Annotated in this window: 23 protein-coding genes and 1 tRNA gene; 15 read left to right on the plus strand and 9 right to left on the minus strand. The window is 65.2% G+C overall.

The features are described from left to right. Nucleotides 1-4 precede the first annotated feature (4 nt). The 3 genes from ACO07I_RS01410 to ACO07I_RS01420 are packed head-to-tail and all read right to left on the minus strand — an operon-like array spanning nt 5 to nt 3,586. Nucleotides 5-1,135, minus strand: coding sequence for an ABC transporter ATP-binding protein (locus ACO07I_RS01410; RefSeq protein ID WP_422013589.1), 1,131 nt, complete (start codon nt 1,133-1,135; stop codon nt 5-7). Nucleotides 1,136-1,139: 4 nt separating this feature from the next. Continuing rightward, entirely contained in the window at nt 1,140-2,243 is a 1,104-nt protein-coding gene (locus tag ACO07I_RS01415) for an ABC transporter substrate-binding protein (RefSeq protein WP_422013591.1), read from the minus strand. Between the two features lie 26 nt (nt 2,244-2,269). Further along, complete coding sequence (locus ACO07I_RS01420; RefSeq protein ID WP_422013593.1) at nt 2,270-3,586, minus strand: NtaA/DmoA family FMN-dependent monooxygenase; 1,317 nt, start codon at nt 3,584-3,586, stop codon at nt 2,270-2,272. A gap of 136 nt (nt 3,587-3,722) precedes the next feature. Between ACO07I_RS01420 and ACO07I_RS01425 the strand changes: the two genes are divergently transcribed. Next, a complete protein-coding gene (locus ACO07I_RS01425) occupies nt 3,723-4,511 on the plus strand; it encodes a class II aldolase/adducin family protein (RefSeq protein ID WP_422013595.1) in 789 nt (262 codons plus the stop codon). A gap of 76 nt (nt 4,512-4,587) precedes the next feature. Here ACO07I_RS01425 and ACO07I_RS01430 read toward each other — a convergent pair whose 3' ends face one another. Both ACO07I_RS01430 and ACO07I_RS01435 read right to left on the minus strand, forming a co-directional pair. Then, complete coding sequence (locus ACO07I_RS01430; RefSeq protein ID WP_422013597.1) at nt 4,588-5,520, minus strand: Bug family tripartite tricarboxylate transporter substrate binding protein; 933 nt, start codon at nt 5,518-5,520, stop codon at nt 4,588-4,590. Nucleotides 5,521-5,638: 118 nt separating this feature from the next. Beyond that, nucleotides 5,639-6,436, minus strand: coding sequence for an enoyl-CoA hydratase (locus tag ACO07I_RS01435; RefSeq protein WP_422013599.1), 798 nt, complete (start codon nt 6,434-6,436; stop codon nt 5,639-5,641). Between the two features lie 33 nt (nt 6,437-6,469). On the opposite strand from ACO07I_RS01435, the gene ACO07I_RS01440 reads away from it, so the two are divergent. The 6 genes from ACO07I_RS01440 (at nt 6,470) to ACO07I_RS01465 (ending at nt 11,825) form a co-directional block, all read left to right on the plus strand. Continuing rightward, a complete protein-coding gene (locus tag ACO07I_RS01440; protein ID WP_422013601.1) occupies nt 6,470-6,889 on the plus strand; it encodes a PaaI family thioesterase in 420 nt (139 codons plus the stop codon). 116 nt (nt 6,890-7,005) lie between these two features. Next, the gene (rplM, locus tag ACO07I_RS01445; protein ID WP_298305309.1) at nt 7,006-7,485 is read left to right on the plus strand and encodes a 50S ribosomal protein L13; all 480 of its coding nucleotides are present in this window, start codon (nt 7,006-7,008) and stop codon (nt 7,483-7,485) included. 1 nt (nt 7,486) lies between these two features. Next, nucleotides 7,487-7,966, plus strand: a complete 480-nt coding sequence (gene rpsI, locus ACO07I_RS01450) for a 30S ribosomal protein S9 (RefSeq protein WP_422013603.1) — start codon at nt 7,487-7,489, stop codon at nt 7,964-7,966. A gap of 81 nt (nt 7,967-8,047) precedes the next feature. Next, nucleotides 8,048-8,584: a gamma carbonic anhydrase family protein gene (locus tag ACO07I_RS01455; RefSeq protein ID WP_422013605.1), complete on the plus strand. Its 537-nt coding sequence runs from the start codon at nt 8,048-8,050 to the stop codon at nt 8,582-8,584. Nucleotides 8,585-8,663: 79 nt separating this feature from the next. Next, nucleotides 8,664-11,411: a DUF4114 domain-containing protein gene (locus tag ACO07I_RS01460; RefSeq protein WP_422013607.1), complete on the plus strand. Its 2,748-nt coding sequence runs from the start codon at nt 8,664-8,666 to the stop codon at nt 11,409-11,411. A gap of 120 nt (nt 11,412-11,531) precedes the next feature. Next, entirely contained in the window at nt 11,532-11,825 is a 294-nt protein-coding gene (locus tag ACO07I_RS01465) for a hypothetical protein (protein WP_422013609.1), read from the plus strand. Here the strand turns inward: ACO07I_RS01465 and ACO07I_RS01470 are convergent. Beyond that, nucleotides 11,822-13,633, minus strand: coding sequence for a PHA/PHB synthase family protein (locus ACO07I_RS01470; RefSeq protein WP_422013611.1), 1,812 nt, complete (start codon nt 13,631-13,633; stop codon nt 11,822-11,824). The two genes, ACO07I_RS01465 and ACO07I_RS01470, sit on opposite strands and share 4 nt — an antisense overlap. A 195-nt stretch (nt 13,634-13,828) precedes the next feature. Between ACO07I_RS01470 and ACO07I_RS01475 the strand changes: the two genes are divergently transcribed. From ACO07I_RS01475 to ACO07I_RS01510, 8 genes are all read left to right on the plus strand, one after another. Beyond that, complete coding sequence (locus ACO07I_RS01475; protein WP_422013613.1) at nt 13,829-14,593, plus strand: hypothetical protein; 765 nt, start codon at nt 13,829-13,831, stop codon at nt 14,591-14,593. A gap of 19 nt (nt 14,594-14,612) precedes the next feature. After that, nucleotides 14,613-15,869, plus strand: a complete 1,257-nt coding sequence (locus tag ACO07I_RS01480; RefSeq protein ID WP_422013615.1) for an LL-diaminopimelate aminotransferase — start codon at nt 14,613-14,615, stop codon at nt 15,867-15,869. A 25-nt stretch (nt 15,870-15,894) separates the two neighbouring features. Further along, on the plus strand, nt 15,895-17,187 hold the full coding sequence (locus ACO07I_RS01485) for a homoserine dehydrogenase (protein ID WP_422013617.1): 1,293 nt from the start codon (nt 15,895-15,897) through the stop codon (nt 17,185-17,187). 28 nt (nt 17,188-17,215) lie between these two features. Further along, nucleotides 17,216-18,214 carry a class II fructose-bisphosphatase gene (gene glpX, locus ACO07I_RS01490; protein ID WP_422013619.1) on the plus strand — a complete coding sequence of 333 codons (999 nt, stop codon included), beginning with the start codon at nt 17,216-17,218 and terminating at the stop codon, nt 18,212-18,214. A 61-nt stretch (nt 18,215-18,275) separates the two neighbouring features. Next, nucleotides 18,276-20,096 (plus strand): single-stranded-DNA-specific exonuclease RecJ, encoded by a 1,821-nt coding sequence (recJ, locus tag ACO07I_RS01495; protein ID WP_422013621.1) that lies wholly within the window; start codon nt 18,276-18,278, stop codon nt 20,094-20,096. 42 nt (nt 20,097-20,138) lie between these two features. Next, nucleotides 20,139-20,214 (plus strand) — tRNA-Glu (locus tag ACO07I_RS01500). 342 nt (nt 20,215-20,556) lie between these two features. Next, nucleotides 20,557-23,445 (plus strand): DUF4114 domain-containing protein, encoded by a 2,889-nt coding sequence (locus tag ACO07I_RS01505; protein ID WP_422013623.1) that lies wholly within the window; start codon nt 20,557-20,559, stop codon nt 23,443-23,445. A 62-nt stretch (nt 23,446-23,507) separates the two neighbouring features. After that, nucleotides 23,508-24,287 carry an SDR family NAD(P)-dependent oxidoreductase gene (locus ACO07I_RS01510; protein WP_422013625.1) on the plus strand — a complete coding sequence of 260 codons (780 nt, stop codon included), beginning with the start codon at nt 23,508-23,510 and terminating at the stop codon, nt 24,285-24,287. 112 nt (nt 24,288-24,399) lie between these two features. On the opposite strand, the gene ACO07I_RS01515 is transcribed toward ACO07I_RS01510, so the two are convergent. The 3 genes from ACO07I_RS01515 to erpA all read right to left on the minus strand — a co-directional run bounded on the left by ACO07I_RS01515 (nt 24,400) and on the right by erpA (nt 26,752). Further along, nucleotides 24,400-25,188: an exodeoxyribonuclease III gene (locus tag ACO07I_RS01515; RefSeq protein WP_422013627.1), complete on the minus strand. Its 789-nt coding sequence runs from the start codon at nt 25,186-25,188 to the stop codon at nt 24,400-24,402. 39 nt (nt 25,189-25,227) lie between these two features. Continuing rightward, complete coding sequence (locus ACO07I_RS01520) at nt 25,228-26,208, minus strand: Bug family tripartite tricarboxylate transporter substrate binding protein (RefSeq protein WP_422013628.1); 981 nt, start codon at nt 26,206-26,208, stop codon at nt 25,228-25,230. Nucleotides 26,209-26,419: 211 nt separating this feature from the next. Continuing rightward, nucleotides 26,420-26,752, minus strand: coding sequence for an iron-sulfur cluster insertion protein ErpA (erpA, locus tag ACO07I_RS01525; RefSeq protein WP_298309269.1), 333 nt, complete (start codon nt 26,750-26,752; stop codon nt 26,420-26,422). Nucleotide 26,753 lies beyond the last annotated feature (1 nt).

Genomic DNA, 26,753 nt, shown 5'->3' on the forward strand with positions numbered 1-26,753 from the left:
CACCTCAGACAAGAATCGTGTCCGCGACGGACCAGGCGATCTCCGCGCGCTCACCGACCGCGCGGCGGCGGATGGCGGCGCTGGACGGTTCCTTGAGCACGATCGAGGTTCCGTCGCCCGCCTGCAGCATGTAGCGGCAACGCTCGCCTGCGAAGACGGCTTCGGTGACGGTGACGCTCAGCCGGTTCTGAGGATGTATGCCGGCCTGGTTTGCGTCGGCGAAACGCAGCCGTTCGGGCCGCGTCGTGAGCGTGACCTTCTCGCCGCTAGCCGGCCGGCCGGGGCAGAGCGCGCGGATGAGCGTGCCCTCGCACTCGGCGATGACCACGTCGTCTTCCAGGCCGCGCACGATCGCCGGCAGGAAGTTCGATTCCCCAATGAAGCCCGCGACGAAGCGGTTGTCGGGCCGGTCGTAGAGATCCTCCGGACTTCCGACCTGCGCCACCTTGCCGTCGTTCATGACGGCGATGCGGTCGGACATGGTGAGCGCCTCTTCCTGGTCGTGCGTCACGTAGATGAAGGTGATGCCGAGGTCGGCGTGGAGGCGGCGCATCTCGAGCTGCAGGTTTTCCCGGAGCTGCTTGTCGAGCGCGCCCAGCGGCTCGTCCATCAGCAGCAGGCGAGGCTTGAACACGACAGCACGGGCCACGGCGACCCTCTGCTGCTGGCCGCCCGAGAGCTGGCGCGGATAGCGCGCCCCGTAACCCGGCAAGTGCACCAGCTCCAGCGCCTCGGCGACCAGCTTTGCTCGCTCGGCCTTCGGCACGCCGCGCTGCTTCAACGGGAAGCCGACATTCTCCTCGACCGTGAGGTGGGGGAACAGGGCGTAGTTCTGGAACACCATGCCGATGTTGCGCCGGTAGGGTGGCATGGCGACGACCGACTTGCCGTCGATCGCGATGTCGCCGGCGGTGGGCGTCTCGAAACCGGCGATCATCATCAGCGTCGTGGTCTTGCCCGAGCCGCTGGGACCCAGCATCGTCAGAAACTCACCGGAGCGGATGTCGAGCGAGACGCCGTCCACGGCTTTCGCGGTGGCGTTGGCGCGATCGTAGGTCTTCTCCAGGTTGGAGAGCGTCACCGAGGCGCCGCTGCCCGAGGCGGAGCCGGCTCCGTTCATGCCAGCGCCGGTCATGGCGTCAGCTCAACAGCCACTTGTTGAACTTGGGAATCACCGCCTCTCGATTGTCGATCCACCAATCGTAGTTGTAGTTGACGAGCTGCTTCTTGATGTCCGGTGCGCTCGGCAGGACAGCCAGGCGTTCCGCCGGGATGTACTCGTTCGACTTGGCGTTCACCGAGCCGTAGGGGATGCCAAGGCACACGCGGGCCTGCGGAATCGCCATGGTCGAATAGGCCGCGAACTTCATGGCGTTGACCTTGTTCTTGGCGCCCTTGGGAATGCCCCAGGCGTCGCGCTTCAGCAGGCCCTGGTTCCAGTTGATCGCGGCCGGCACGCCGGCGGCCTGCAGCGCGGCCATACGGCCGTTCCACACCGTGGTCATCGTGACTTCGCGGTCGGTCAGGAGCTGGATCGGCACCGCGCCGGTATCCCACCACTTGAAGACGTCCTTCTTGATCTTGGCGTAACTCGCCAGCGCCTTGTCGACATCGATGGGATAGAGCTTGTCGGCCGGGACGCCGGCGGCCATCAGCGCGAATTCCATCTCGGGCCAGCCGCCGCTGTTGGTGCCGAACATGGCGCGATCGCCGGGGAACTTCTTGGTGTCCCAGAAGTCGGCCCAGCCGGAAGGAACGGCGCCCTTGAAGGCATCGGTGCGGTAGGCGAGGACCTGCGCCCAGACCAGCATTTCGAGTCCGTACTCGAAGCGATACTGCGGCTCGACGCCCGGATCGACGATGTCGTAGTCGATCTTCTCGAAGTAGTCGCCGCGCTTCTGGAGGTTCATGATCGAGCCACGGCTGAGTTGCGCCATGTCCCATTCGACGTTGCCGGTATCGACCATGGCCTTGATCTTGGTGGCGTCGGAGCCCGGGAAGGCGCGCACCTTGATGCCGGTGATCTTCTCGAACGGCTCGAAGTAGGCCTTCTGTTGAACCTCCTGCATGGTGCCGCCGAAAGTGGCAATCCGGACTTCACCGCTGCCTTTCAGTACATCGGGCACGGTGGTCTGCTCGGGCCACGCGGCCTGGCCGAAACTCGGGCGGATGAAGGGGGCGGAGACGAGGCTTGCGCCCACGAGGCCAAGGGTGGTTCGCCGGCCGATGATCTTCTTGCTCATGGATGCCTTCCTTCCCGTTGGCTGGATCAGTATGCGAGGAGATTTTCCCTGAACTGCTTGTGCTCGTAGGCCTTGCGCACGAGGCCGCGATCCTGGAGGGCGGGAACGAGCCCGTCCTCGATCTCGGCAAGGGTGCGGCGGTTGACGTTGGGCATGGAGAAGAGGAAGCCGTCGCCACCGACCTCCTGCATGACCTCGCCCATGCGCGCGGCCACCGCGTCGCAGGTGCCGCACAGATCGATCGACAGGTCGACGGCGTTGAACGAGGCCATGGTCTGGCGGATCGAGCGGCCGTTGGCCAGGGCGCGGAACTGTTCGAGGTTGAGCTGGTGACCGTTCGTGGTCACGTCATCGGGCAGCGGCTTGTCGAGGTCGAATTTGCCGAAGTCGATGTTGGTGACCTTGCCGAAGTGGGCGAGACGCTCCTGGATGTTGGCCTGGGCCATGCACTCGCGCTTCTTCTTGCGCTCCAGTGCCTCTTCCATAGTCTCGCCGAGGATCGGGTTGATCAGGTAGAGGACCTTGCAGTCGCTCGGGTTGCGGCCCAGCGCCACCATGTGCTTGCGTACGTCGTCGCGATAGGCGCGCATGGCGTCGATGCCCTTGGCATTGACCACGATCGTATCGGCATGGGCGGCGGCGAAGCGGCGGCCGCGCGGCGATCCGCCGGCCTGGGCAATGACGGGCCGGCCCTGAGGGCTGGGGCCTGAATTGAGCGGGCCGCGAGTCTTGAAGTACTTGCCCTCGTAATTCACGGCGTGGACCTTGGTGTGGTCGATTAGGTTGCCGCTCTTGCGGTCGGCGATCATCGCGCCGGGCTGCCATGAGCCCCACAGGCCTCGGACCACCTCCATGTATTCGTCCGCCATGTCGTAGCGCAGGTCATGCTCGGGCATTCCCGGCATGCCGAAGTTCATCGCCGCGAAGTCTGAACTGCCGGTGACGGCATTCCAGCCGGCGCGGCCGGCCGATACCTGGTCGAGTGTCGCCATGAGGCGCGCCAGCAGATAGGGATGGTAAGCGTAGGTGCCGAAGGTCGGCACGATGCCGATGCGCGAGGTCACCTGGGTCATCAGCGCGGCGACCACGGACGGATCCTGCCGCGGCACGGCTATGGCCTTCTTCAGGTAGATCTCGGTGGAGCCGCCGAAACTCTCGCCAACATAGGATGAGTCCTCGAGGAGGATGTAGTCGAAGCAGGCGCGCTCGAGGCTGCGGGCCATGTCGAGAAACAGCTCCGGCTGCTCCCAGGTCGTCCCGATGTGCCCCGTCCAGGGCTCGCCCCACGCTTGCACACTGGAGCCCTGTAAGAACCACGCGAGATGAAATGGGTTGGTCGCCACGTACGCCCTCCGCTACCGCCTGTCCGGCATACGAGACGCAAATACTGTGCCGAGCGTTCGCAGGGCGGCTCTGCGTTCCAGAGGGAAAGAGCTGATCGCACTGCAACGCGAGTTGCGTTACGCTAAGGTCTGCGGCGTGGCCGAAACACAGCAGGAGCGCGAGATGGATACGGTGATGCAGTCCGACAAGCTCGATATGACCGAGGCCGAATGGCAGGCCCGTTGCGACCTCGCTGCGCTTTACCGCATCACTGACCATTTCGGCTGGACCGACACGATCGACACCCACATGACGGTGCGCATCCCGGGCGAGCCCAAGTGCTTCCTGATCAACAATTACGGCGATCTGTTCGACGAGATCACGGCGTCCAGCCTGGTGAAAATGGACATCGACGGCAATGTCTACGCCAAAGACGGCAAGTTCAACGCGGCGGGCTTCACCATCCATTCGGGCGTCTACAAGGCACGGCCGGATGCAAACTGCGTGATGCATACGCACACCCGCGCCGGCACCGGTGTGTCCGTTCTCAAGAAGGGCATCCGTCCGATCAGTCAGGATGCGCTCTCGGTCTATGACGACCTCGTCTATCACGAGTACGGCATGCCGACGTCCCAGGAAGAGTGTGATGCGTTGGGCGTGTCCTGCCAGGGCGGCAACTCGGTTGTGCTGCGCAATCATGGGCTTCTGACGGTGGGCGCGACCATCCAGGGCGCGCTGCGGCGCATGTACATGCTCGAGCGCGCTTGTGAGGTCGAGGTCATCGCCCGCAGCCTCGACGAGGAGCCGGCCCCGATCGAGGAGGACGTGATCCGCCAGTACGGCGAGCGCGCCAAGCAGCAGCGCGCCAACCCGGAATACGGCATGACCTACTGGAAGGCAGCCCTGCGTCAGATCGAGGGCAAGGGCACCGACTGGCGGCAGTAGTCCGCCGTATGGATGGCCGATATGCAAACGAAAAGAGCGCGCCGCGAGGCGCGCTCTTCTGATTCGGGGGAGGGCGCTACTTCGGCGGTGCCGAAAGCTTCACGATCTCGGTCCAGCGGCTGAGTTCGCGGGCGATATAGGCGCCCAGGTCGGCGGGGCCGCCGCGCCGGTCCTCGATGCCTTGGACACGGAACGATTCCCTTACCTTGGGACTCTCCATCGCCTTGTCGACCGCGCGGTAGAGCCTGTCGACGATCGGCTGCGGCGTCCCCTTGGGCGCCATCATGTAGAACGACACGTCGGCCACGATGTCGGGATAGCCGAGTTCCTTGAAGGTCGGAATGTCGGGGAGCGCGGCGGCCCGCTTCTCGCCGGTCACGGCAAGCAGGCGCGCTTGCTTTGCGTTGTGGACCGGCACGCCGGAGGCGACGGGCGTGAACCAGACCTGGATGCGGTTGGTGAGCAGGTCGTTCAGCGCGTCGGTGGTGCTTTTGTAGGGCACCATCACCATGTCGATCTTCGCGGCGCGATTGAGCATCTCGCCCAGGAACTGCGGCACGCCGCCGGCGAAGCCCGAGAAGTTTATCTTGCCCGGTTGCTTGCGTGCGAGTTCGACCAGTTCGGCAACGGTCTGCGCCGGCAGCTCGTTGGGCACGAACATCGAATAGTACACGCCACCCGTGAAGCTGACCGGCGTCAGGTCATTCAGCAGATTGACCGTGTTGTTGCCGGTCGCCTGATTGATGATGTTGCTCAGGGATGAGATCACGACCGTATGCCCGTCGGGCCGCGCCTTGGCCGTATAGTCGACGCCGATGTTGCCGGTGGCGCCGGGGCGATTTTCGACGATGACGCTCTGGCCCAAGGTGGCCGTCATGTCCTGCGCAAGGAGGCGGGCGATGATGTCGTTGGTGGTGCCCGGCCCGAACGGCGCGACGATGACGATGGGCTTGCTGGGCTGAAGGTCCTGCGCGCCCGCCGGAGCAGCAGCCGCTGCAATGCTCGCCATGGCCGCCGCGACAGCCGCGCGGCGGGAAAGTCTCGATACCCGCATATGTTTCCTCTCTCACATTCTTGCACTGCAGGCATTCTTGCGAGGCCGCTTGGTTGACCGCTAACGTTGTTGGCTACCGTCCCGTCCACTCCGGCTTCGGCTTCTTGTTCACGAAGGCGTCGATGCCAGCCTGCGCGTCCTCGCGCTGCAGGGCGCCCGCCATGAAGTCCGTCGCGTAGGCGTAGGCCTGCTCGACGGTCATCTCCATGTGCTTGTGGAACATCGCCTTGCCGGAAGAGATCTGCTGCGGCGGCTGGGCGGCGATATGATCGGCCAGCGCCTTGGTCTCGCGGTCGAGGTCGGCCGGGGGCACGACGCGGCTCACGAGGCCGTCGCGCAGCGCCGTGGCGGCATCGACGAACTGGCCGGTAAGCAGCATGTCGAGTGCGCGCTTGGGGCCGACGGTGCGGCCGACCGCAACCGAGGGCGTGCCGCAGAACAGGCCATTGATGATGCCGGAGGTCGCGAAGGTCGCGGTGTTCGAAGCGACCGCGAGGTCGCAGGCGGCGACGAGCTGGCAGCCGGCGGCGGTGGCGACAGCCTTGACCTTGGCGATCACTGGCTGGGGCAGGCGGCCGATCGACATCATCATCGCCGAGCAGCGTGTCATCAGGTCGTGATGGACGGCATAGTCGCGGGTCGAGGCGACCTCGCGCAGGTCGTGGCCGGTCGAGAAGGCACGATCGCCCTGCGCCTCGATCACGACGCAGCGGACATGCTTGTCCTTGGCCAGCCTGTCGAGTTCAGCCTGCAGCGCGTCTATAAGGTCACCCGAGAGGGCGTTCATGGCGTGCGGCCGGTTGAGCGTGAGGAAGGCGACGCGGCCCTCGTCGCGGCGCAGCAGGACGGGTTCGTTGGAGGCGGCGGTCATGGCGGCAGTCTATGGGAAGAGGGCAGGTGCGTCATGCCGATGATGTCGCCAGCCGAGTTGATGGATTTCCTCGGCGAGCACTTCCCGCAGGCCGCCCATCTCGGGCTGGCCATCGAGCATCTCGACGACAAGACCATCCGGCTGCGCCTGCCGACGCACGAGCGGCATCTGCGGCCGGGTGGCACGATCTCGGGCCCGACGCTGATGTGGCTGGTCGATTGCGGCTTCTATCTGCTGATCCTGGGCCAACTCGGGCCGGTGGCCCTGGCGGTCACGACCAACCTCAACATCAACTTCATGCGCAAGCCGGAGCCGGCGGACCTGATCGGGGAGGGCCGCCTGATGAAGCTCGGCAAGACCCTGGCGGTCGGGGACTTCACGATCTGGAGCGACGGCAAGCCCGATCCGGTCGCACACGCCACGGTGACATATGCCATACCGCCCAAGGCTTAGGCCGGAGGTATTATAATACCGCGTCTGTAAGTCTTTGAAATAACGAGCGTTTTTCTGGCGATTTGACAAGCCTCGCGTCTCTCCCCATAAGCGCGCGCTCATTGGAAGAAAGACTCATGCAAGCTCTCACCCACCAGACTGCCAGTATCAAGACTGCCGAAGTGCAGAAGAAGTGGTTTCTGATCGACGCCGACGGGCTGGTTCTCGGCCGGCTCGCCTCGATCATCGCCATGCGCCTGCGCGGCAAGCACAAGCCGATGTTCACGCCGCACATCGATTGCGGTGACAACATCGTCGTGATCAACGCCGAGAAGGTGCGCCTCACGGGCCGCAAGGCCGAGCGCGAAGTCTTCTACTGGCACACCGGCCATCCCGGCGGCATCAAGGGCGAGACCCTGGGCAAGCGCCTCGAAGGCCGCTTCCCGGAGCGCGTCCTGATCAAGGCCGTGGAGCGCATGATCACCCGCGGCCCGCTCGGCCGGGCGCAGATGAAGAACCTGCGTGTCTACGCCGGACCGAACCACGAGCAGGAGGCCCAGCAGCCTGAGAAGCTCGACATCGCCGCAATGAACCGCAAGAACTCGAGGATCGGCTAACATGGCTACCGAACTTTCGTCGTTTGCCGAACTGAAGAAGGCCCCGACGGTCGCCCAGGCGCCGGGCGCGCCGCGCGAGAAGGAAATCGATGCGCAGGGTCGTGCCTATGCCACGGGCCGCCGCAAGAACGCGGTTGCCCGCGTCTGGGTCAAGCCCGGCACAGGCAAGATCACCATCAACGGCCGCGATCAGACGATCTACTTCGCGCGTCCCACCCAGCGCATGATGATCCAGCAGCCGTTCGACGTGACCCAGCGCAACGGCCAGTTCGACGTCGTCGCCACGGTTTCCGGCGGCGGTCTGTCGGGCCAGGCGGGCGCCGTGCGTCACGGCATCTCGCAGGCGCTCACCAAGTTCGAGCCCGGCCTGCGCGGCAGCGTCAAGGCTGCCGGATTCCTCACCCGCGACAGCCGCGTGGTCGAGCGCAAGAAGTACGGCCGCGCCGGTGCGCGTCGCCGCTTCCAGTTCTCGAAGCGCTAAACCCGCGTTTCCGATATCTTCGAAGGGCGCCTCAGGGCGCCCTTCGTTTTTGTGGCCTCAGGTTTGTGGAGTTGCGATCCGATGTCCGGTCTCATCGTGCCCTTCAACGGTTTCGTGCCGCAGGTCCACAGCACGGCTTTCGTGGCGCCCAACGCAACGCTGATCGGCGAGGTCGAGATCGCCGCCAACTGCAGCATCTGGTTCGGCGCCGTGTTGCGCGGCGACGGGCCGGGCATCCGGATCGGCGAGAATTCCAACATCCAGGACGGCACGGTGATCCACATCGCCGCGCGTGGTGTCGGCACGGTGGTCGGCCGCAACGTCACGGTCGGTCACCTGGCGCTGCTGCATGCCTGCGAGGTGCAGGACGATGCCTTCATCGGCATGCATTCGACGGTGCTCGACGAGGCGGTGGTCGAGACGGGGGCCATGGTTGCCGCCGGCGCGGTGGTCACGCCGCGCAAGATCGTGCGCAAGGGCGAACTGTGGGCCGGCAACCCTGCGGTCAAGATGCGTGACATCACCGAGAAGGACATCGAGTCCTTCCGGCGGTCTGCGGCGGCCTATGTCCGGCTCGGACAGGCGTACCGGGGCAACCACGCGGAAGCCGCACAATAAGATCCGAAAACCAGGTAGTCAGGGAATGTATCCTCATCTACGTTTCAAAAAGTGCGGGGAGCGTACTCGGGGTTGAGTGATGACAATCTTAACACCGTCGATCGTGACGGATTCTCAAAAGGTCGAGTTCAAGACGACCGACCAGAGCATGTGGAGTTCTGGCCAAGCGTTCACCATAAACGACAGCTGGACGCTCTTCAGCGAAGGGTTTTCCGACAGCTTCAGCGAGTTCGATGACGACCTGTCGGTCTCTGCCAGCGCCAGCGTCTCCCTGGTCTTCAGTGTCCAGGCCGATGCTGGAAGCCTGTCGCTCAAGTACCCGATCGATGTCAGCTTCGAGATGCCCAATGTCGTGACGGCGGGCCAGCAGTTCACGGTTCAGAGCGTCAATAATGGCCTCGATGCCAGTGCGGTCCATTTCGACGCCAAATTTCCGGAATTCAAGGTCGATCTCAATGCGATCTTCACTGCGGATTTCGCGCTCGATTTCGATTCCGACCTCTTCGGCTCCGATTCAGTCGGGTACAGCTACGACAAGACGATCAAACTCATCTCTCTCCATTCCGGAGACAAGAAGACCATCGTCGATGGCTTCGATGTCTACCTGCCGAAGGAGTATGACAAGGCGCTGACCAACGAGCAGTCGGGCAGCGGCCCGTTGGCCGATGTGACGCTGGACGTGACGACGCCCGACATTGCCACTGTTGACGTCGACGTCCTGTCGGTCATCGAAGACATCGTGGGACCCGAGTTCCCGTCTCTTTCTGGCAGCTTTCTCGACGGCGACATCACTTACAACCTGCTCACCGCCGAACTCGACGCTGGCCTCGCGATCACCCAGCAGTTCCAGTTCCTGCCGACCGGCATCAACCTGACCCTGACCGCTCCCTGGGGAGAGAGCGTCACCATTCCGGTCGGGCAGACAGCCACCTTCAACGTGCCTTACTACTGGGACAAGGACACGAGTCTGTCGGCCAGTTACAGCCTGCAGGGCAACCTGGTGAACCAGACCGGCTTCGTCGGGACCGCCACCCTCGATCTGACGGCCTTGGGCGGCTACGTGGACATCGCGGATTACGGGTCGTTCGGGCCGCTCTACAGCCACAAGTTCGATGTTTACGATAGCGGCGCGATCTACATATACAATCCCGGCGGGCCCGGTGGATTCGCGTTCGAGGGCTTCAACACGCCCTCTCACGAGCTGAAGATCGACTATGGCAGCGGCGCACTGGTGGCGCCCGGCGCTTTTTCGATCGACGGCTCCGGCTTTACGGCCAATGACGCCGCCCTGATCCAGTCGACGCTGAACTCGATCGCAAACGACTCCGGCGCCACGGGAACCAATGCCTATACAATCGGGGGTAGCGGAAGCTCGGCGGCCGAGGCCGGCAAACTCAATCTCGCAATCATCGACGACCCGGCGATTTCGGCGACCCTGGATTACGGCTTCGAGGCCGGATTTGTCTGGGCCGCCGCCAACGGAGCGTCTCTCACGGGTGACGCTGGATCGCGCCTTCTCGCCGCCGCTCCCAAAAGGGGTGGAACGGCCACGCTCACCGCGGGTGCCAACGAGGTCATGGTGGCGGGGCAGCAGGGCCAGGTCACCTTCAACATCACCACCAACTTCCAGGGCTTGATCGCCGGCTTGCAGGCGGGCGACGTAATCCACATCCTGGACTTACAGACCTACGACGTCAGTCTCGAGGGATCGACGCTGGTCATGGAAAGGGCTTGGGAAGGGGAATATGCGGTCGCGCTCTCTGGCGACCTTGCGCTCGGCTACTTCGATATCGCTTACGACGACTGGAGCGGCATGTATCTCAAGCTGGTCGCACCGGCGCCCCAACCGGGAACCGAGGGCGATGATACGGTCAACGGATCATCCGGCAGCGAGATGCTCAACGGCGGGGCGGGCAACGACGCGATCTTCGGTGGCGGCGGCAGCGATACGATCGACCTCGGCTCGGGCGCCGACACGCTGGGTGGTTACTGGGGCGACATGAACGGCGATATCGTCTCGGGGTTCACGTCCGATGACCGCATCGACATTGCCGGCTCGCTGATCGGCCGGTCGAACTTCGATGTCGTGCTGGGGCCTGGAACGGCGACCCTCACCGCGGATGGTACGTCGCTGCTCTTGAACGGCGACTTCACCGGCGGCGACTTCATGGCGATCACCCGCGGCACGGGCGCCGACGCTCACACGACGATTACGTTCCAGAACTATCTGCCGTCGCTGCGCGAGGGGGTGAGCATCAACCCCTCACTGATCAACGGCGTTGCCAACGAGGCGTTTCTCACGGGCGATGGAAACGTCCACTTCACCGTGGATTTCAGATCATCGGGCTCCTTTTACGCCAACACGCTCGGCAGCTATCGTGTTGCCGCGGACGGTACGATCAGCGATGTCCACATCCTGGCCAACAATACCCGCGGGGCCTCGGGTTCGATTGACCTCGGGGTACCCGATGTGAACGAACGGATCGGCTTCTTTCTGATTCAGAATGGCTACCGGCACTACGGAAACCTGCCCGACAATCTGTCCTTCCTGAAGCCTGGCACCAACACGCCAGCTGATCTCGACGACGGCGTGCCGCCGACATTGAGCAGCGCCACACTGGGCGCGCTCACGGCGGTGCCGGTCTTCCATTCGTTCGCGACTCTCAACCCCGGCGATGCCAATCAGGTCCTTTCGGGTGTGTCTCCGGGAGGGCAGCAGTTGTTGATCGGCTTCGAAGACGTGGCGTCAACCGGGGGCGACAACGATTTTCAGGATGTCGTCATCGCGGTCCGTGTCGACACGGATCACCTTTTCCTGATCGTTTAGAATACGGTCGAGAGCGGGAACCACCTGTTCTTCACACACGTTGAGACGAGGAATGAGAGCGCCGGGCACCTGCCCGGCGTTGTCGCGACGGGAGTCGCTCAACCGGCGGAGCTAAGGCGGATGTCCGATCTGTTTATGCGGTCGATCCTTGTTGTCCTGGTTGTCGCAGTGCTGGCGCCTTCGGCCATCGCACAAGTTCCTGCCAGCGAGGCGCGTTGCGATCAGCTTATCAAGTACTTCGACTATTACGGTCAGAGCCGCGGCGAAGGCGTGACGGATGGGGCGCGCAACATGACCCGCATCGGCGCCGAAAGCGATTGCGACGACGGCGACTTCGCGGAAGGGATCGCGATCATGGAGAAACTTCTCCGGGGCAAGCGGATGGGCATTCCGGGGCCGGACTGGACCCGCTAGCCGCCGGACCGCACTTTCACGTAGCTGCCGGGCGCATCCTCGATGGCCGGCAGTTCGCCTGTCCCGGGCACACGCGCCGGGACCTTCGGACCCGATAGCGCGGACAGCCATTTGTCCCAATCGTGCCACCAGGAACCGGGGAACTCCTTCGCCCCGGCCAGCCACTCCGCGAGGGTCGGCGGGTTCTTGTCGGTCTCGTTCAGCCAATGCTGGTACTTCTTGTTGCGCGGCGGATTGACCACGCCTGCAATGTGGCCCGAGCCCGCGAGCATGAAGCGCACCGGGCCGCCGTAGATCTGCGTCGCCTTGTAAACCGAGCGTGACGGCGCGATGTGGTCTTCCTTGCCGGCCTGGATGTAGACCGGAATTTTAACCTTGCTCAGGTCGATCGGCACGTTGTCGACAACGATGCCGCCCGGCTGGCTGAGCAGGTTCTTCTGATACATGTTGCGCAGGTAGTAGCTGTGCATCGCCGCCGGCATGCGCGTCGCGTCGGCATTCCAGTACAGCAGGTCGAAGGGGAAGGGGTCTTTGCCCATCAGGTAGTTGTTCACGACGAACGACCAGATGAGATCGTTGGCGCGCAGCATGTTGAAGGTTGTCGCCATCTCGCTGCCCTCGAGATAGCCTTTCTTCCCCATCATCTCCTCGACGCTCGCGAGCTGGTCCTCGTCAATGAACACGCTGAGTTCGCCGGGCTCGCTGAAGTCGACCTGCGCGGTGAAGAAGGTGCAGGCCACGATCCGGTCGTCGTTGCGTGCCGCCATGTAGGCAAGGGTGGCGGCCATCAGCGTGCCGCCGATGCAGTAGCCGATCGCCGATGCCTTGGGTTGCCCGGTCGCCTTGGCGATGGCGTCCAGCGCCGCCAGCGGTCCGAGCTTCATGTAGTCCTCGAACACCATCTTCGCGAGCTGTTCGTCGGGATTGACCCATGAGATCACGAAGACCGTGTAACCCTGCTCGGTCGCCCACTTGATGAAGGAGTTCTCGGGCTTGAGGTCGAGGATGTAGAACTTGTTGATCCACGGCGGCACGATCAGCAGCGGCACCTCGTGGACCTCCTCGGTCGTCGGTGCATACTGGATCAGCTGCATGATCTCGTTCTGGTAGACCACCTTGCCCGGCGTGGTTGCGATGTTCTCCCCGACCTTGAAGGCGTCCATATCGGTCTGACGGATCGCGAGCTGGCCCTTGCCGCGCTCCAGATCGGCCAGCAGGTTCTGGAGACCCTTCAGCAGGTTCTCGCCCTTGGATTCGACCGTGGCCTTCACGACCTGCGGGTTGGTCAGGGCGAAGTTCGAGGGCGACACGGCATCGATGAACTGGCGGGTATAGAAATCGACCTTGCGGGCCGTTTTGTCGTCGACTCCCTCGACCTGTTTGATCGTCCCCTGCAGCCAGCGTGCAGTGAGCAGGTACGACTGCTTCAGATAGTCGAAGACGACCTCATCCTTCCAGGCGGGGTCGTTGAAACGCTTATCGCCACGGGCGGGCTCGGCCACCGGCTCGACCGTCTGCCCCATCATGCGCTGGGCGGTGACCTGCCAGAGCTTCATGTATTGCTGCCAGAGTTCGACCTGGGCCTGAACCAGACGGTTCGGGTCGGCCAGCATCTTGGCGGTGAAGTCCATGAAGGTCTGGGTGAGGTGAAGCGGGTCGACCCGCTGTCCCTCGCCTTGGTAGCGCTGGGAAAACTCCTGCAAGAGCTTCTGGCTGCGCGTCGCGATATCCTTGAAGGCCTCCTGGAGCTTCTCGGATTCCTCCGCAGAGAGGCCGCCGAGGGCTGCGGGGGCGGGCGTATCGGACATGCTTTTCCCCTTCTGAATCATTGCCTTTTTGGCGTTTCTTGCGATAAATCCAAGGTCACGGTACCATAACTAGTACCAGCCCCGACCGCTACCTGACTGTGATAGGTAGGCTGCGACATCTGACGGGTCAAATTTCCTCCCGGTCTCCGCTAAACAGGCGGAAATCGGGCCAAGCGTACACAGCAGGTGATGACGATGCAGCGACACGAGGACACGAACGGCAGCGGTCGCTGGCTCGGCCTGCTTGGCGTGTCTGCGATTGCCTTGCTGGCCGGCTGTGACTGGATCGGCGGCTCTACGCCGGTAGGCCCGCCGCCGCGTCCCGGTGTCGAGCGCAATGTGCCGCCATCCGCGAGCCTTCCGCCGCCACCTGCCAACCCGCAATACGATGCCGGCGTTGCCGTCGAGGAGCGCAACGCGCCCGCGATCGGGTCGGTCGTCGCCGGGAAGGGCGGGCAGAAGGCGCAAAAGGAGGCCCTGGAGAAGGACCAGGCCGAGCGTGACCGCAAGGCGCGCGAGGAGCGCCTGGAGCGCGAGGCCGCCGACAAGGAAGCAAAGGACAAGGAGAACCGGGACGGTCCGGCGCCGGCGTCCGCTCCGGTCGGCGCACCGCCGATCGGCGCCGGCACGATCACCTCCGATCCGTCGCCGGTTTCCGCGCCCGTGCCCCCGCCGGGGCCCGTGACGGCGGCGCCCATCGCCCCTCCGTCCGCCGCACCGCCTTCAGCGGCACCGGAACCCGTCGCGCCGCCGGCCGCGCCTGCCGCGGTTCCGCCTCCGGTAGCCCCGGCAACTCCGGCCGATCCCAACAAGGCCTTCACGCCGCCGCCGGACTGGACTCCGCCAGCCGCGCCGACGCCACCCGCCGATCCCAACAAGGCCGAAACGGCGCCGCTCGGCGAGCCCGCATATTCGAAGATTACGGTGCTGCGACGCACCCAAGGTGTCATCGCCTCCTAGGTCCCCAAGGAAGAACGACATGGACGATTCCGAATTTCACCGGCTGAAGCGCCTGCCGCCCTATGTGTTCGCGGAAGTGAACGCGATGAAGGCGCGAGCTCGCGCCGCCGGGCAGGACGTCATCGACCTGGGCATGGGCAATCCCGACCTGCCGACCGCCCCGCACATTGTGGCCAAGCTCGCCGAGGCCGCCGCCAATCCGCGCGCCCACGGCTATTCCGCCTCGCGCGGCATTCCGGGCCTGCGCAAGGCACAGGCTGCCTACTATGCGCGCCGCTTCGGGGTCGATCTGGATCCTGAGACGGAAGTGATCGTCACCTTGGGGTCGAAGGAGGGGCTCGCCAACTTGGCGCAGGCGATCACTTCGCCGGGCGATACGGTGTTGGTGCCCAATCCCAGCTATCCGATCCATCCTTACGGCTTCATCATCGCGGGCGGGTCGGTCCGCCACATCCCGGTGCCGGGATCGACTTCGATCGATGAATTCCTGCCGGCGCTCGAGCGCGCGGTGCGGCATGCGGTCCCGAAGCCGCTGGCCCTGGTTCTGAACTACCCGTCGAACCCGACCGCGCAGGTCGTCGACCTCGATTTCTATGCGGCCATCGTCGACTTCTGCAAACGCCAGGGCATCTGGATCCTGTCGGATCTCGCCTATGCCGAGATATATTTCGACGGCGTGCCGCCGCCGTCTGTGCTGCAGGTGCCGGGAGCGCGCGACATCGCCATCGAGTTCACCTCGATGAGCAAGACCTACTCGATGGCAGGCTGGCGCATGGGCTTCGCGGCCGGCAACAAGACGCTCATCCAGGCGCTGACCCGCATCAAGTCCTACCTCGACTACGGCGCCTTCACACCGATCCAGGTGGCGGCGACGGCGGCGCTGAACGGGCCGCAGGATTGCATCGACGAGGCGCGGAACACCTACAAGGAGCGCCGCGACGTGCTGATCGAGGGGCTGCGCGGCGCAGGCTGGGACTTGCCGTCGCCGTCGGCGAGCATGTTCGCCTGGGCGCCGCTGCCCAAGGATTTTGCCGAGCTGGGCTCGCTGGCGTTTTCGAAGCTGCTGCTGACGCAGGCCAACGTGGCGCTGTCGCCCGGCATCGGCTTCGGCGAGCATGGCGACGCGCACGTTCGAATCGCGCTCGTCGAGAACAAGCATCGTATCCGGCAGGCCGTGCGCAACATCCGGCAGGTGCTGGCCGATCCGGGGAGGTCGATCGACCTCTATTTGCGCGGTGTTGGGGACAACATCACCCCGATCAAGGCTCGCGCCTGACCCTTTCCTGTCGTATCAGGCGCCCATGAATTCTCCTCTCAGGATCGGCATCGCCGGGCTTGGCACCGTGGGTGCGGGCGTGGTGAAGCTGTTGGCCGAACATGGCCGGCTTCTCGCGTTGCGCGGCGGCCGGCCGCTCAAGATCGTCGCCGTCAGTGCCCGCAGCAAGGCGAAGAAGCGTGACATCGACCTCTCCGGCCTGCGCTGGGAGAAGGATCCGATGGCGCTGGCGACCGCGCCGGACATCGACGTCGTCGTCGAACTGATCGGCGGCTCGGGGGGCGTGGCGCGCCGGCTGGTGCAAAAGGCGCTGGCCTCGGGCAAGCACGTCGTTACCGCCAACAAGGCACTGCTGGCGCTGCACGGCGCGGAGCTCGCCGCGGCGGCCGAGAAGAAGCAGTCGATCCTCGCCTTCGAGGCGGCGGTGGCCGGCGGCATTCCGATCATCAAGGCGCTGCGGGAGGGTCTGGTCGGCAACCGCGTGAAGCGGCTCTACGGGATCCTCAACGGGACCTGCAACTATATCCTGACGACGATGCGCGAGACCGGCCGCGACTTCAATGTCGTGCTGGCCGAGGCGCAGGCGGCGGGATATGCCGAAGCCGACCCCACCTTCGACGTCGACGGGATTGATGCCGCCCACAAGCTCGCGGTCCTGACCGGCGCTGCCTTCGGCGCCCGGGTCGACTTTGCCGGCGTGCATGTCGAGGGCATCCGGCGCGTCACGTCGATGGACATCCAGTTCGCCGAGGAACTCGGCTATCGCATCAAGCTGCTGGGCCTGGCGCGCGAGACGCGCCACGGGATCGAGCAGCGGGTTCATCCCTGCATGGTATCGCTCGATACGCCGATCGCCCACATCGAGGGAGTCTTCAACGCCGTCGTCGTCGAGGGCGATTTCGTCGGCACGACGATGTTCCAGGGGCGCGGCGCCGGGCAGGGGCCGACCGCCTCAGCCGTCGTCGCGGATCTCGTGGACGTGGCGCGCGGACGGCACATGCCGGCGTTCGTCGTGCCGGCCGACCGGCTTGCCATCAAGAAGGCCTCGCCGATCGATCGTCATGTCGGCGCCTATTACATTCGCCTCATGGTGCAGGACCGGCCGGGCGTCATTGCCGCCGTGTCGGGCGCGCTCGCCAAGGAACGCATCTCGCTCGAATCGATGCTGCAGCGAGGACGCTCGGAGTCGGGCGAGGTGCCTGTGGTACTGACCACGCACGAGACAGAAGAGGCTGCAATGCGGCGCGCGCTCGCGCGCATTGCCAAGCTCGGCGCCGTCGCCGAGGAGCCATGCGTAATCAGGATCGAAGCGTTCTAGAGGGTGCCGGGAAGGCGCCACGGAGGAGATGATGGCCGATACGAAGGATCAGACCGGTAAGATGGACCGCAACCTCGCGCTGGAAGCGGTGCGGGTGACCGAGGCAGCCGCGCTCGCGGCGTCCAAGCTGATGGGTCGCGGCGACGAGAAGATGGCCGACCAAGCCGCCGTCGATGCAATGCGCACCACGCTCAATTCGCTGGCCATCGAAGGCACGGTGGTGATCGGCGAGGGCGAGCGCGATGAGGCGCCCATGCTCTACATCGGCGAGAAGGTCGGCAGTGGCGGTCCGAAGATCGACATCGCTCTCGATCCACTCGAAGGCACGACTATTACCGCCAAAGGACTGCCCAACTCGCTCGCCGTCATGGCGATGGCCGAGCATGGCGGGTTCCTCAACGCGCCCGACGTCTACATGGACAAGATCGCCGTCGGCGGCGGCCTGCCAGAGGGCATCGTCGATCTCGACAAGAGCGTGGCGCAGAACCTGAACGACCTGGCCAAGGCCAAGAAGCTCGACGTCAACGACCTCGTGGTCTGCATCCTCGACCGGCCGCGCCATTCGGAACTGATCGCCAGGGTCCGCGAAGCCGGCGCGCGCATCATGCTGATCGGCGACGGCGACGTCTCGGGCGTGATCGCCACGTCGACCGGCGATTCAGGTATCGACATCTATATGGGCTCGGGCGGCGCGCCGGAAGGCGTGCTGGCGGCCGCGGCGCTGCGCGCCATCGGCGGCCAGATCCAAGGCCGGCTGCTGTTCCGCAACGACGACGAGAAGGCCCGCGCCAAGAAGTGGGGCATCACCGACCTCAACCGCAAATACTCGATGACCGACATGGCCAAGGGCGACGTGATGTTCGCGGCCACGGGCGTGACTTCGGGATCGATGCTGAAGGGCGTACGCCGCTTCCACGACGGTGCCGAGACGCATTCGATCGTCATGCGGTCCAAGACCGGCACGGTCCGCTGGGTGTCTGCACGTCATAATTATTCGGTGAAGACCGGCCTGCCGAGCTGGGCGTAAGCCCGGCTGCGTCGGCCGACTACCGGCGCGTATTTCCCGCGCCCTGGGTTAGGGTGGCCGCATGTCCGAGGTTTCAAGAATCGAGCGCCCGGCGTTTCTGGGGGTCGAGCGCTCGCTGACGGGAAAGCGCTGGGCCAGCCGGCTCGGCGACGAGCGGCAGGCGCTGGCCATTGCCCAGCGCCACGGCCTGCCCGACGCCATCTGCCGGCTTCTGGCGGCGCGCGATGTTGCGCTCGATTCCGTCGGCGATTTCCTCGAGCCGACCCTGCGCAAGTTCCTGCCCGACCCGTCGCATCTCAAGGACATGGACGTCGCGGTCGACCGCCTGGTACGCGCCCTGCAGACCGGCGAGCGCATCGTGGTGTTCGGCGACTATGACGTCGATGGCGCCACCTCGTCGGCGCTGCTGCTGCGCTTCTTCCGCGCCGTCGGCGGCAATATCGGCGTCTATATTCCGGACCGCCGCAAGGAGGGTTATGGACCTAATGCGCCGGCGCTCCTGAAGATCAGGGAGGAGGGGGCCTCGGTGGTCGTCACGGTCGATTGCGGCATCACCGCCTTCGAGCCGCTGGCCGAGGCGCGGCGCTCGGGACTCGATCTGATCGTGATCGACCATCATATGGCGGAGATCGCGTTGCCCGACGCCGTGGCGGTGGTCGATCCCAACCGGCTCGACGACGACAGCCCGCACAAGCATCTCGCGGCGGTGGGAGTAGCCTTTCTCCTCTGCGTCGGGGTCAACCGCGCGCTGCGTCAGGCGGGTTGGTACGGCGCTTCCCGGCCGGAGCCCGATCTGCGGCAGTGGCTGGATCTCGTGGCCCTGGGCACGGTGTGCGATGTGGTGCCCTTGCTCGGCGTCAATCGCGCCTTGGTGAAAGCCGGCCTCCAGGTGATGGCGCAGCGGCGCAATGCCGGTCTCTCCGCCCTGGCCGACGTGGCGCGCATGAAGGAGGCACCGGAGGCCTATCACCTGGGCTTCCTGCTGGGGCCGCGGGTCAATGCCGGCGGCCGGGTGGGCCAGGCCGACCTGGGCGCACGTCTGCTTTCCAGCGACGATCCGCACGAGGTCGGTGCGCTGGCGGTGCGGCTCGACGAGTTCAACGCCGAGCGTCGCGCCATCGAACGCGACGTGCTGGATCAGGCGATCACCCGCATCGACGGGCTTTACGGACCGGACAGCAAGGACCTGCCGTCGGTGCTGGTGGTCGAAAGCGAGGGCTGGCACGTCGGCGTGATCGGCATCGTGGCCAGCCGACTGGTCGAGCGATATGCGCGCCCCGCGTTCGTCATCGGCATGGATGGCGCCCTGGGCAAGGGGTCGGGGCGCTCGGTTCGCGGAGTCGATCTCGGCGCAGCGGTGATCGCGGCGCGGCAGGCGGGTCTGCTGGTGAACGGGGGCGGGCATGCCATGGCCGCCGGCCTGACGGTGGCGCGCGACTCGCTGCCCGAGCTCAATCGCTTCCTGGACGAGCGGATCGCTCCCCAACTCGGGGCTGCACCGCCGGTCCGCGAACTGGGCATCGATGCCGCCCTGGCGCCCGCGGCCGCCACTGCGGCGTTGGTCTCGATGATCGAACGCGCCGGTCCTTTCGGGGCGGGCAATGCCCAGCCGCGCTTTGCGCTGACCGGGGTGCGGGTAAGCTATGCCCAGCCTGTCGGCGAGGGCCATGTCCGGTGCACGCTGGTGGGCGCCGAACGCGGCCGTGTCGACGCCATCGCCTTTCGGGCCGGCCAAAGCGCGCTGGGACCGGCGCTGCTCGATTCTGCGCGGCCCGTGCTGCATGTGGCCGGCGCGCTCAAAATCGACCGTTTCGGCGGCCGCGAAACGGTCCGCCTGCAGATCGATGACGCCGCGACGACGGCGGGCTCTGTGCTCGCTTGATTTCCGGCGTTCAAGCCGGTATTTGAGCCGCTCTTCGGCTTCGTTCCCTTCGTCTAGAGGCCTAGGACACTGCCCTTTCACGGCGGCGACACGGGTTCGAATCCCGTAGGGAACGCCAAGCCCTTCAGTGGCTTGGCCCGACACAGGCGCCTTGGCGCTACCGTCTGAAGTACTAAGACCAGCCCCTGCCGGTGCGTTCTTCGCGGTTGGAGTCCCGTGCGGGCACAGATGCGGCCGTCCTTTGGGCTCGGATCAGGACGAGGGTGACGCGCCACCGCGGCAGGAGCCTCCGATCTCATGAGCGCGACGCGGCAACGGGGCGAGGACGGCCGGTGTGGTCGATTTCCTGCCGGACGCGCCCCCGCCACTCTTCACTCCCGTAGTGCGATACATTACCATTCACTCTGCAGATTCGCCGCAAATAGAATGCCTTAACCGCTTCGATTCCCCGGATAGACCCATGGCTACACAGATCAGCAATTCGACGTTTCTCCAGGCCACCAGCGAGGGGCTGCTGCCGGAAAGCACTGTGGAGTCGAGCACACTCGCCGAGATCAAGACGGCTTTCCGGGCCGACCATGTCGATGACGGTTCGAACGCGTCGCTGATCGTCGCCGTGGTCCTCAACCGCGCTACCGACGCGTCCTCCATTCTCGACGGCAGCTGGGGAGAGCGGCAGACCGCCATCCAGCAGGCCAATTTCTGGTCCCAATACGGTGCCGACACGTCGACCTACGATACGGTCAAGACCGAGCTGGTTAATCGCGGGGCGGAGGTTCTGGACACGGGTGGCTACATTTCCACGGCAGAGTCGCGGACGATCTGGGTGAAGGTCGACAACACGGCCTTCGAGAGCATCTTCGGTCAACAACTGCACGTTCTGAGGGACGGCGACGACAAGAAGATCGCGACCGTGTGGGCCGGTTCGCTCACGCTTCCCGATAGCATCGCCACGGATGTCGGCGGCTTCTGGGTCGACCAGAACGTGGCCGCCGTTCCGGTACAGGTCGGCGGGAGCGGGGTGGTCCTGCAGGAGGGGCAGCAAGGCACGGCCAACTACGACTACGGCCAGGACAAGTACGGCGTCACCGGAACGCCGATGGCCATCGCCGACTATTACAACTATCCGCTGAACGCCAAGGATCTGCAGACGGCCATCGAGACCCCGAACATCGGTCTCGTGGAGCCGCAGCTCGACGACGCGACCTACGAGTTGCTGTTCCGCGAGTTGAACGCCTACCGGACGGACATCCTCAAGATTGCCCCGCTGACCCGGGACGAGCTGCTCCGTACCGTGGACACCGACGGCAAGGGGTATACCGAGTCGGAAATGACGCTGGACGTCTCGATCGTCTCGGGCGCGGCCCCCACCAGCGACATGATTTTCTACAGCAAGCTGAAGGGTGATGCGACCACCTTCGCGGCGACCCAGCAGGCGATCTGGGACGAGGTCAACAAGCCGGTGGCGCTGACCTCGTCGTTCTCGGACATGGTGCGCTATGCAGCCGACAGCCCCTTCGCCTGGGCCTACGAACAGCTCATGCAGGACGCTGCGCTGCGCAACGTCACCATTGCCATGTCGGCCGGCGACGGCGGCTCGGGTCAGGAATATGCCAACGGCGTCACCAACGGCCGCGACACCCATCTCAACTCGTGGTCGCTCGTGGTCAGTGCGACTTCGCTGTCGCCCATCAACACCGCCGTGCTGGACTCCAGCATCTCGACGCTCGTGAACAATGCACTGAACCTCGATCCCGGTACGTTGTTCGGGCTGGCGCAATCCGGCCTGAAGGTCCTGCCGACGCAACTGCCGTCGCTCGCGCTGATGCAGCCTCTGGCCGGCGTGGCGGCCCTGACCGAGGCGATCTGGAATCAATACGTCATCACCAACGGCCAGATGGGGCTGCAGGACTATTCGAGCAACTATTCCGGCTCTGGCGGCGTCGATACCACCCAGGCGATTCCGCAGTACCAGATCGATTTCGGGCTGATGCCGGTCAACGTCTCCAACGGCAAGACCGGCCGCGGCATCCCAGACGTGGCGGCGCTGGGCGGTGGTAGCATGTTCTACTACGTGCTGTACTATCTGCAGGGCGACCCACTCTACAGCGCCAACGCCGGCACCAGCTCGGCCACGCCCATGTGGGCGTCGCTGACGGCCCAGATGGATGCGATCTTCCACGACATCGGCCTGCCCAATCTCGGCTTCTACAACGACATCCTCTACCAGGCCGCCGCGATTTCTCCCGGTGCCTTCAACGACGTGACGCTGGGTAACAACATTTCCAGCTACTTCATCGCCGACAAGGACACGCCCTACGCAATCTACGACCAGGCGCTCGACGAATACATCGTGCCCACCGGCCTCGGCTACCAGTCGGGCGAGGGATACGACCTCACCACCGGCCTCGGCACGCCCGACGGCCTGCTGCTCACCCGCGCCCTGGCGAACATTGCCAATCACGAGCTCTACGGCGTGAACGCCCCGGTCCTGTCGTCCCACGACACCGTCTCAGGTACCCTGGATGCCGACCAGACGCTGCTGGTCCAGTCTACGCTGGCCAACGGCGCCAGCGTGGCCGTGAACGGCGTGGGGGCCCAGTTTCAGTTCGGCGGCTCTTCCAGCATCGCGTGGGACGCGCGTCTCGCCGAAAAGGTGATGCAGGCCGATTTCTCGCCGGACCTGGTCCGGCTCCTCGATGGTGCGCCGCAGGCGATGCCGGGCTCGATGCAGGTCGCCGCGGGCCAGTCGATGGGGATGTCCTTCAACAATTCGCAGGCCGCGCTGTACCAGGCGAACAATACGAACGACTACGGCTTCCTGACCTGGGGATCGTCCAGTGGTGGCGTGACCGTGGCCCGGCCCGTCCTCGTCGCCGAGACCCCGCTCGGCCAGGACGACGTCAACGCCGTCGTGCGAATTCGTCAGAACGGCGTCTACGACCAGCACCTCACGCTCTATCGCGTCGACGACCTGTCCGGGCACATCGGCGGCCTCGCGCCGGGCGATGCGGGCTATGCCGCCGCTGCCGCCGGGCGCGCCTATTCGGTGGTCGGCGGCGGGACCGTGATCAACGGTCCGGGCTACGGCCAGTTCTCGCAAACCCAGATCACGAATGTCGACCATGGCGACATCATCGCCTTCTCGCTGACCTCTCACGGCCAGACCTACTGGGGCTTCTCGGGAGGCAACGAGGTGGTCAACGGCCAGCCGGTGACGCATCTGTGGAGCTACGGCGCGGGCACCTTCGGCTTCGAGGACACCTATGGCGGCGGCGACCGCGATTTCAACGACCTGCTGGTTCAGGTCGATCTCATGAGCCCAGGCGGCCACGGCTTGCTCGTCTGACGCCGATCGGCGTATCTCCTCCGGTGCATCGTAGAAGAACCCGAGGGAAGAGAGACGCCGACATGATCAACGCAAGTATGTTCGACCTCAGTGGCAAGGTGGCCGTCGTGACCGGCGGCAGCCGGGGCATCGGCCGTTCGATCTGCGAACAGATGGCCGCGCACGGCGCCAAGGTCGTGGTGTCGAGCCGCAAGCTGCCGGCCTGCGAGGAGGTGGTGAAGGCGATCAAGGAGAAGGGCGGCGAGGCCACGGCGGTCGCCGCCAGCATCTCCGACAAGGCCCAACTCGAGAACCTCGTGGCCGAGGCCCGCAAGGCCTATGGCCGCATCGACATCATGGTCTGCAACGCCGCCTCGAACCCGTATTTCGGCCCGCTCTCGGGGCTGAAGGACGAGGTGTTCCAGAAGATCATGCAGAACAACGTGATGTCGAACCTGTGGCTGATGAACATGGTCGGCCCGGAGATGGCGGAACGCCGGGATGGCGCCTTCATCATCGTCTCGTCGATCGGCGCGCTGGTCGGCTCGGCCCATATCGCGGCCTACAACATGAGCAAGGCGGCCGATCTGTCGCTGGTGAAGTCGCTGGCCATGGAGTGGGGCAAGCACAATATCCGCGTCAACGCGATCGCGCCTGGCCTGATCCAGACCGACTTCGCCAAGGCGCTGTGGGACAATCCGCAGATCCGCGCCGCGCAGGAGGGCAAGGCGGCGCTCAAGCGCATCGGGCAGCCCGACGACATCGGCGGCGTCGCGGTGTTCCTCGCCTCCAAGGCCGGCAACTTCATCTGCGGCCAGTGCATCATCGCCGACGGTGGCGTGATCGGCGCCGGCGCGGAGTAGCGCTCATTGGAGCGCGCCACTCCAGTGGCGCATGGAGCTTAGGTGACGAGGAGAGGATGAGCGCCACTGGAGTGGCGCGCTCCATTGCTCGTTCTCAAGTTGCGATCGAGCGTTAAGCCGCCACGTCCAGTTCGCACCAGACCGGGACGTGATCCGACGGCTCGGTCTTGCCGCGTTCGGCCTTGTCGATGCCGACGGCGGTCAGCCGGTCGGCGGCCTGCGGCGACAGAAGCAGGTGGTCGATGCGCAGGCCGTTTCCCTTGGGCCAGGCGCCGGCCTGATAGTCCCAGAACGTGTACTGCTCGCCGTCGGGATGGAACGCCCGTACCGCGTCGGTAAGGCCGAGATTGAGCAGTTTGCGGAAAGCCGCGCGCGATTCGGGCTGGCAGAGCGCGTCGTTGGCGAAGGCCTTGGGATCGAAGACGTCCATGTCGGTCGGGCAGACATTGTAGTCACCGCACAGCACGAACATCTCCTCGCGCGCCAGCAGCTCGCGGGCGTGGCCCAGCAGCCGCTCCATCCAGGCGAGCTTGTAGGCGAACTTCTCGGTGCCGACCGGATTGCCGTTGGGCAGGTAGAGTCCGCCGACGGTCAGCGGCCCGCGCGGCGTGTAGACCCGTCCCTCGACATAGCGCGCCGGCTCGTCCTCGGCGGCGCCGGGCAGGGCGCGCGCCGTCACGTCGAACGCGTGGTGGGAGAGGAACGCGACGCCGTTGAACCCCTTCTGGCCCACAATCGCCGCCTTGTAGCCCGCGGCCTCGACCTCGGCGGTAGGGAACGTCGGCTCCTGCGCCTTGATCTCCTGCAGCACGACGATGTCGGGCTTGGCCTCCTGCAGCCACGCCACCAGGTTGCCGGTGCGCTTGCGGACGGAGTTCACGTTCCAGGTGGCGATTTTCATGAGTTCAGGCTGCCTCTCTTACCGCCCTCATAGCACGCCTCAGTCCTGCGGCTCGATCTTCGCCTCCAGCACGACTTGCCGCCATTTCTCGCTGTCGGCACGGACGAAGGCTGCGAAGGCGGCAGGGCTATTGTCGGTGAAGGTCTCCAGACCCTGTTCGAGCAGTTTGGCCTGCGCTGCGGGGATGACGGCCCGCACCGCGCCGTTGAGGCGCTCCACGACCAGGGCCGGAGTCTGCGCCGGGCCGAACAGGCCGACCCAGCCGCCGGCATCCATGCCGCGCAATTCGGGTAGGCCCGACTCGGCCAAGGTCGGCATGTCGGGCAGGGTGGGCGAGCGCTTGAGGGTCGAGACGGCAATGCCCTTCGCTTGTCCCGCCTTGATGCGGGCCAGCGCGCCGGGGGCGCCGTCGAACAGGAACTGAATCCGGCCGGCCGCAAGGTCGAGCTGCGCCGGGCCGCTGCCGCGATAGGGGACATGCACCATGTCGAGGCCGAGGCGCAGCCGCAGCATCTCCATGATCAGGTGGTTGAGGTTTCCCTGCCCGAACGAGCCGTAGCTCGTCTTGCCGGGATTGGCCTTCACGTAGGCCACGAACTCGGCGGTGGTGCTGACGGGCACGTCGGACGCGGCCAGCAACACGAGGGCGCCGCGTGCGATGCCGGCGATCGGCGCGAAATCGCGCTCGACGACATAGGGCACGTTCTTCGTCACCCAAGGGCCGCTGGCGATCGGCGAATTCGAGGTGAGGAGCAGGGTGTAGCCATTCGGCGCGGCGCGGGCGACGCTGGCGCTACCCATGATGCCCGAGGCGCCGGCGCGGTTGTCGATGACGAGGCGCTGCCCGATCTCGGTCGACAGCGGTTCGAGCAGCAGGCGGCCGCTGATGTCGGCGGCGTTGCCCGGCGGATAGGGCACCACGAGGGTGACCGGCCGCGCCGGCCAGGCCTCCTGTGCGGTCGCGGGGATGGCAAGCAGGCTGGCTGCCGCGAAGGCGAAGGTCCGTCGTCCGATGTTCATTGAATCTCCCTGACGAGCGGACGCTACCAGCCGGCCTGTCAGGGAAGAAGAAGCCGCAGCCGCAACGCGGACGGGATCGACTACTTCCCGATTCAAATGGGGAAGTGCCTCATCTTACGGGGCGGTGGGGTCCGAGCGGGCGTTCCTTCTTCGGCGCTCCCAGACATCGCTTCGCGATGTCTTGCCGCTCAGCAGCCGAGCGAAGCTCGGCTTAAACGCTAAACGAGTTGCCGCAGCCGCAGGAGGAGGTGGCGTTCGGGTTCTTCACCTGGAACGCGGAGCCGACCATTTCCTCGACATAGTCGAGCTGGCTGCCCTTGAGGAACTCGAGCGAGGTGGCGTCGACCAGGACGGCGGCGCCGTCATGCTCGATGACGAGGTCGTCGTCGTTGCGCGCTTCCTCGAACGAGAAATTGTACTGGAAGCCCGAGCAGCCGCCGCCCAGGACAGCAACCCGCATCATCACGGGCTTTGGCTCCTTGGAGGCCAGGAAGGCGATCCGCTTGGCCGCGTTGGACGTCACGGAAAAGGTGGTGTCGGTCATA

This window comes from Reyranella sp., assembly GCF_965227665.1.
Lineage (GTDB): Bacteria > Pseudomonadota > Alphaproteobacteria > Reyranellales > Reyranellaceae > Reyranella.

What these genes read in the sequence shown, in the direction of transcription:
- ACO07I_RS01410 (WP_422013589.1), bottom strand. Translation starts at nt 1,135, where the DNA reads ATGACCGGCGCTGGCATGAACGGAGCCGGCTCCGCCTCGGGCAGCGGC.
- ACO07I_RS01415 (WP_422013591.1), bottom strand. Translation starts at nt 2,243, where the DNA reads ATGAGCAAGAAGATCATCGGCCGGCGAACCACCCTTGGCCTCGTGGGC.
- ACO07I_RS01430 (WP_422013597.1), bottom strand. Translation starts at nt 5,520, where the DNA reads ATGGCGAGCATTGCAGCGGCTGCTGCTCCGGCGGGCGCGCAGGACCTT.
- ACO07I_RS01435 (WP_422013599.1), bottom strand. Translation starts at nt 6,436, where the DNA reads ATGACCGCCGCCTCCAACGAACCCGTCCTGCTGCGCCGCGACGAGGGC.
- ACO07I_RS01440 (WP_422013601.1), top strand. Translation starts at nt 6,470, where the DNA reads ATGCCGATGATGTCGCCAGCCGAGTTGATGGATTTCCTCGGCGAGCAC.
- rplM (WP_298305309.1), top strand. Translation starts at nt 7,006, where the DNA reads ATGCAAGCTCTCACCCACCAGACTGCCAGTATCAAGACTGCCGAAGTG.
- rpsI (WP_422013603.1), top strand. Translation starts at nt 7,487, where the DNA reads ATGGCTACCGAACTTTCGTCGTTTGCCGAACTGAAGAAGGCCCCGACG.
- ACO07I_RS01455 (WP_422013605.1), top strand. Translation starts at nt 8,048, where the DNA reads ATGTCCGGTCTCATCGTGCCCTTCAACGGTTTCGTGCCGCAGGTCCAC.
- ACO07I_RS01460 (WP_422013607.1), top strand. Translation starts at nt 8,664, where the DNA reads ATGACAATCTTAACACCGTCGATCGTGACGGATTCTCAAAAGGTCGAG.
- ACO07I_RS01465 (WP_422013609.1), top strand. Translation starts at nt 11,532, where the DNA reads ATGTCCGATCTGTTTATGCGGTCGATCCTTGTTGTCCTGGTTGTCGCA.
- ACO07I_RS01470 (WP_422013611.1), bottom strand. Translation starts at nt 13,633, where the DNA reads ATGTCCGATACGCCCGCCCCCGCAGCCCTCGGCGGCCTCTCTGCGGAG.
- ACO07I_RS01475 (WP_422013613.1), top strand. Translation starts at nt 13,829, where the DNA reads ATGCAGCGACACGAGGACACGAACGGCAGCGGTCGCTGGCTCGGCCTG.
- ACO07I_RS01480 (WP_422013615.1), top strand. Translation starts at nt 14,613, where the DNA reads ATGGACGATTCCGAATTTCACCGGCTGAAGCGCCTGCCGCCCTATGTG.
- ACO07I_RS01485 (WP_422013617.1), top strand. Translation starts at nt 15,895, where the DNA reads ATGAATTCTCCTCTCAGGATCGGCATCGCCGGGCTTGGCACCGTGGGT.
- glpX (WP_422013619.1), top strand. Translation starts at nt 17,216, where the DNA reads ATGATGGCCGATACGAAGGATCAGACCGGTAAGATGGACCGCAACCTC.
- recJ (WP_422013621.1), top strand. Translation starts at nt 18,276, where the DNA reads ATGTCCGAGGTTTCAAGAATCGAGCGCCCGGCGTTTCTGGGGGTCGAG.
- ACO07I_RS01505 (WP_422013623.1), top strand. Translation starts at nt 20,557, where the DNA reads ATGGCTACACAGATCAGCAATTCGACGTTTCTCCAGGCCACCAGCGAG.
- ACO07I_RS01510 (WP_422013625.1), top strand. Translation starts at nt 23,508, where the DNA reads ATGATCAACGCAAGTATGTTCGACCTCAGTGGCAAGGTGGCCGTCGTG.
- ACO07I_RS01515 (WP_422013627.1), bottom strand. Translation starts at nt 25,188, where the DNA reads ATGAAAATCGCCACCTGGAACGTGAACTCCGTCCGCAAGCGCACCGGC.
- ACO07I_RS01520 (WP_422013628.1), bottom strand. Translation starts at nt 26,208, where the DNA reads ATGAACATCGGACGACGGACCTTCGCCTTCGCGGCAGCCAGCCTGCTT.
- erpA (WP_298309269.1), bottom strand. Translation starts at nt 26,752, where the DNA reads ATGACCGACACCACCTTTTCCGTGACGTCCAACGCGGCCAAGCGGATC.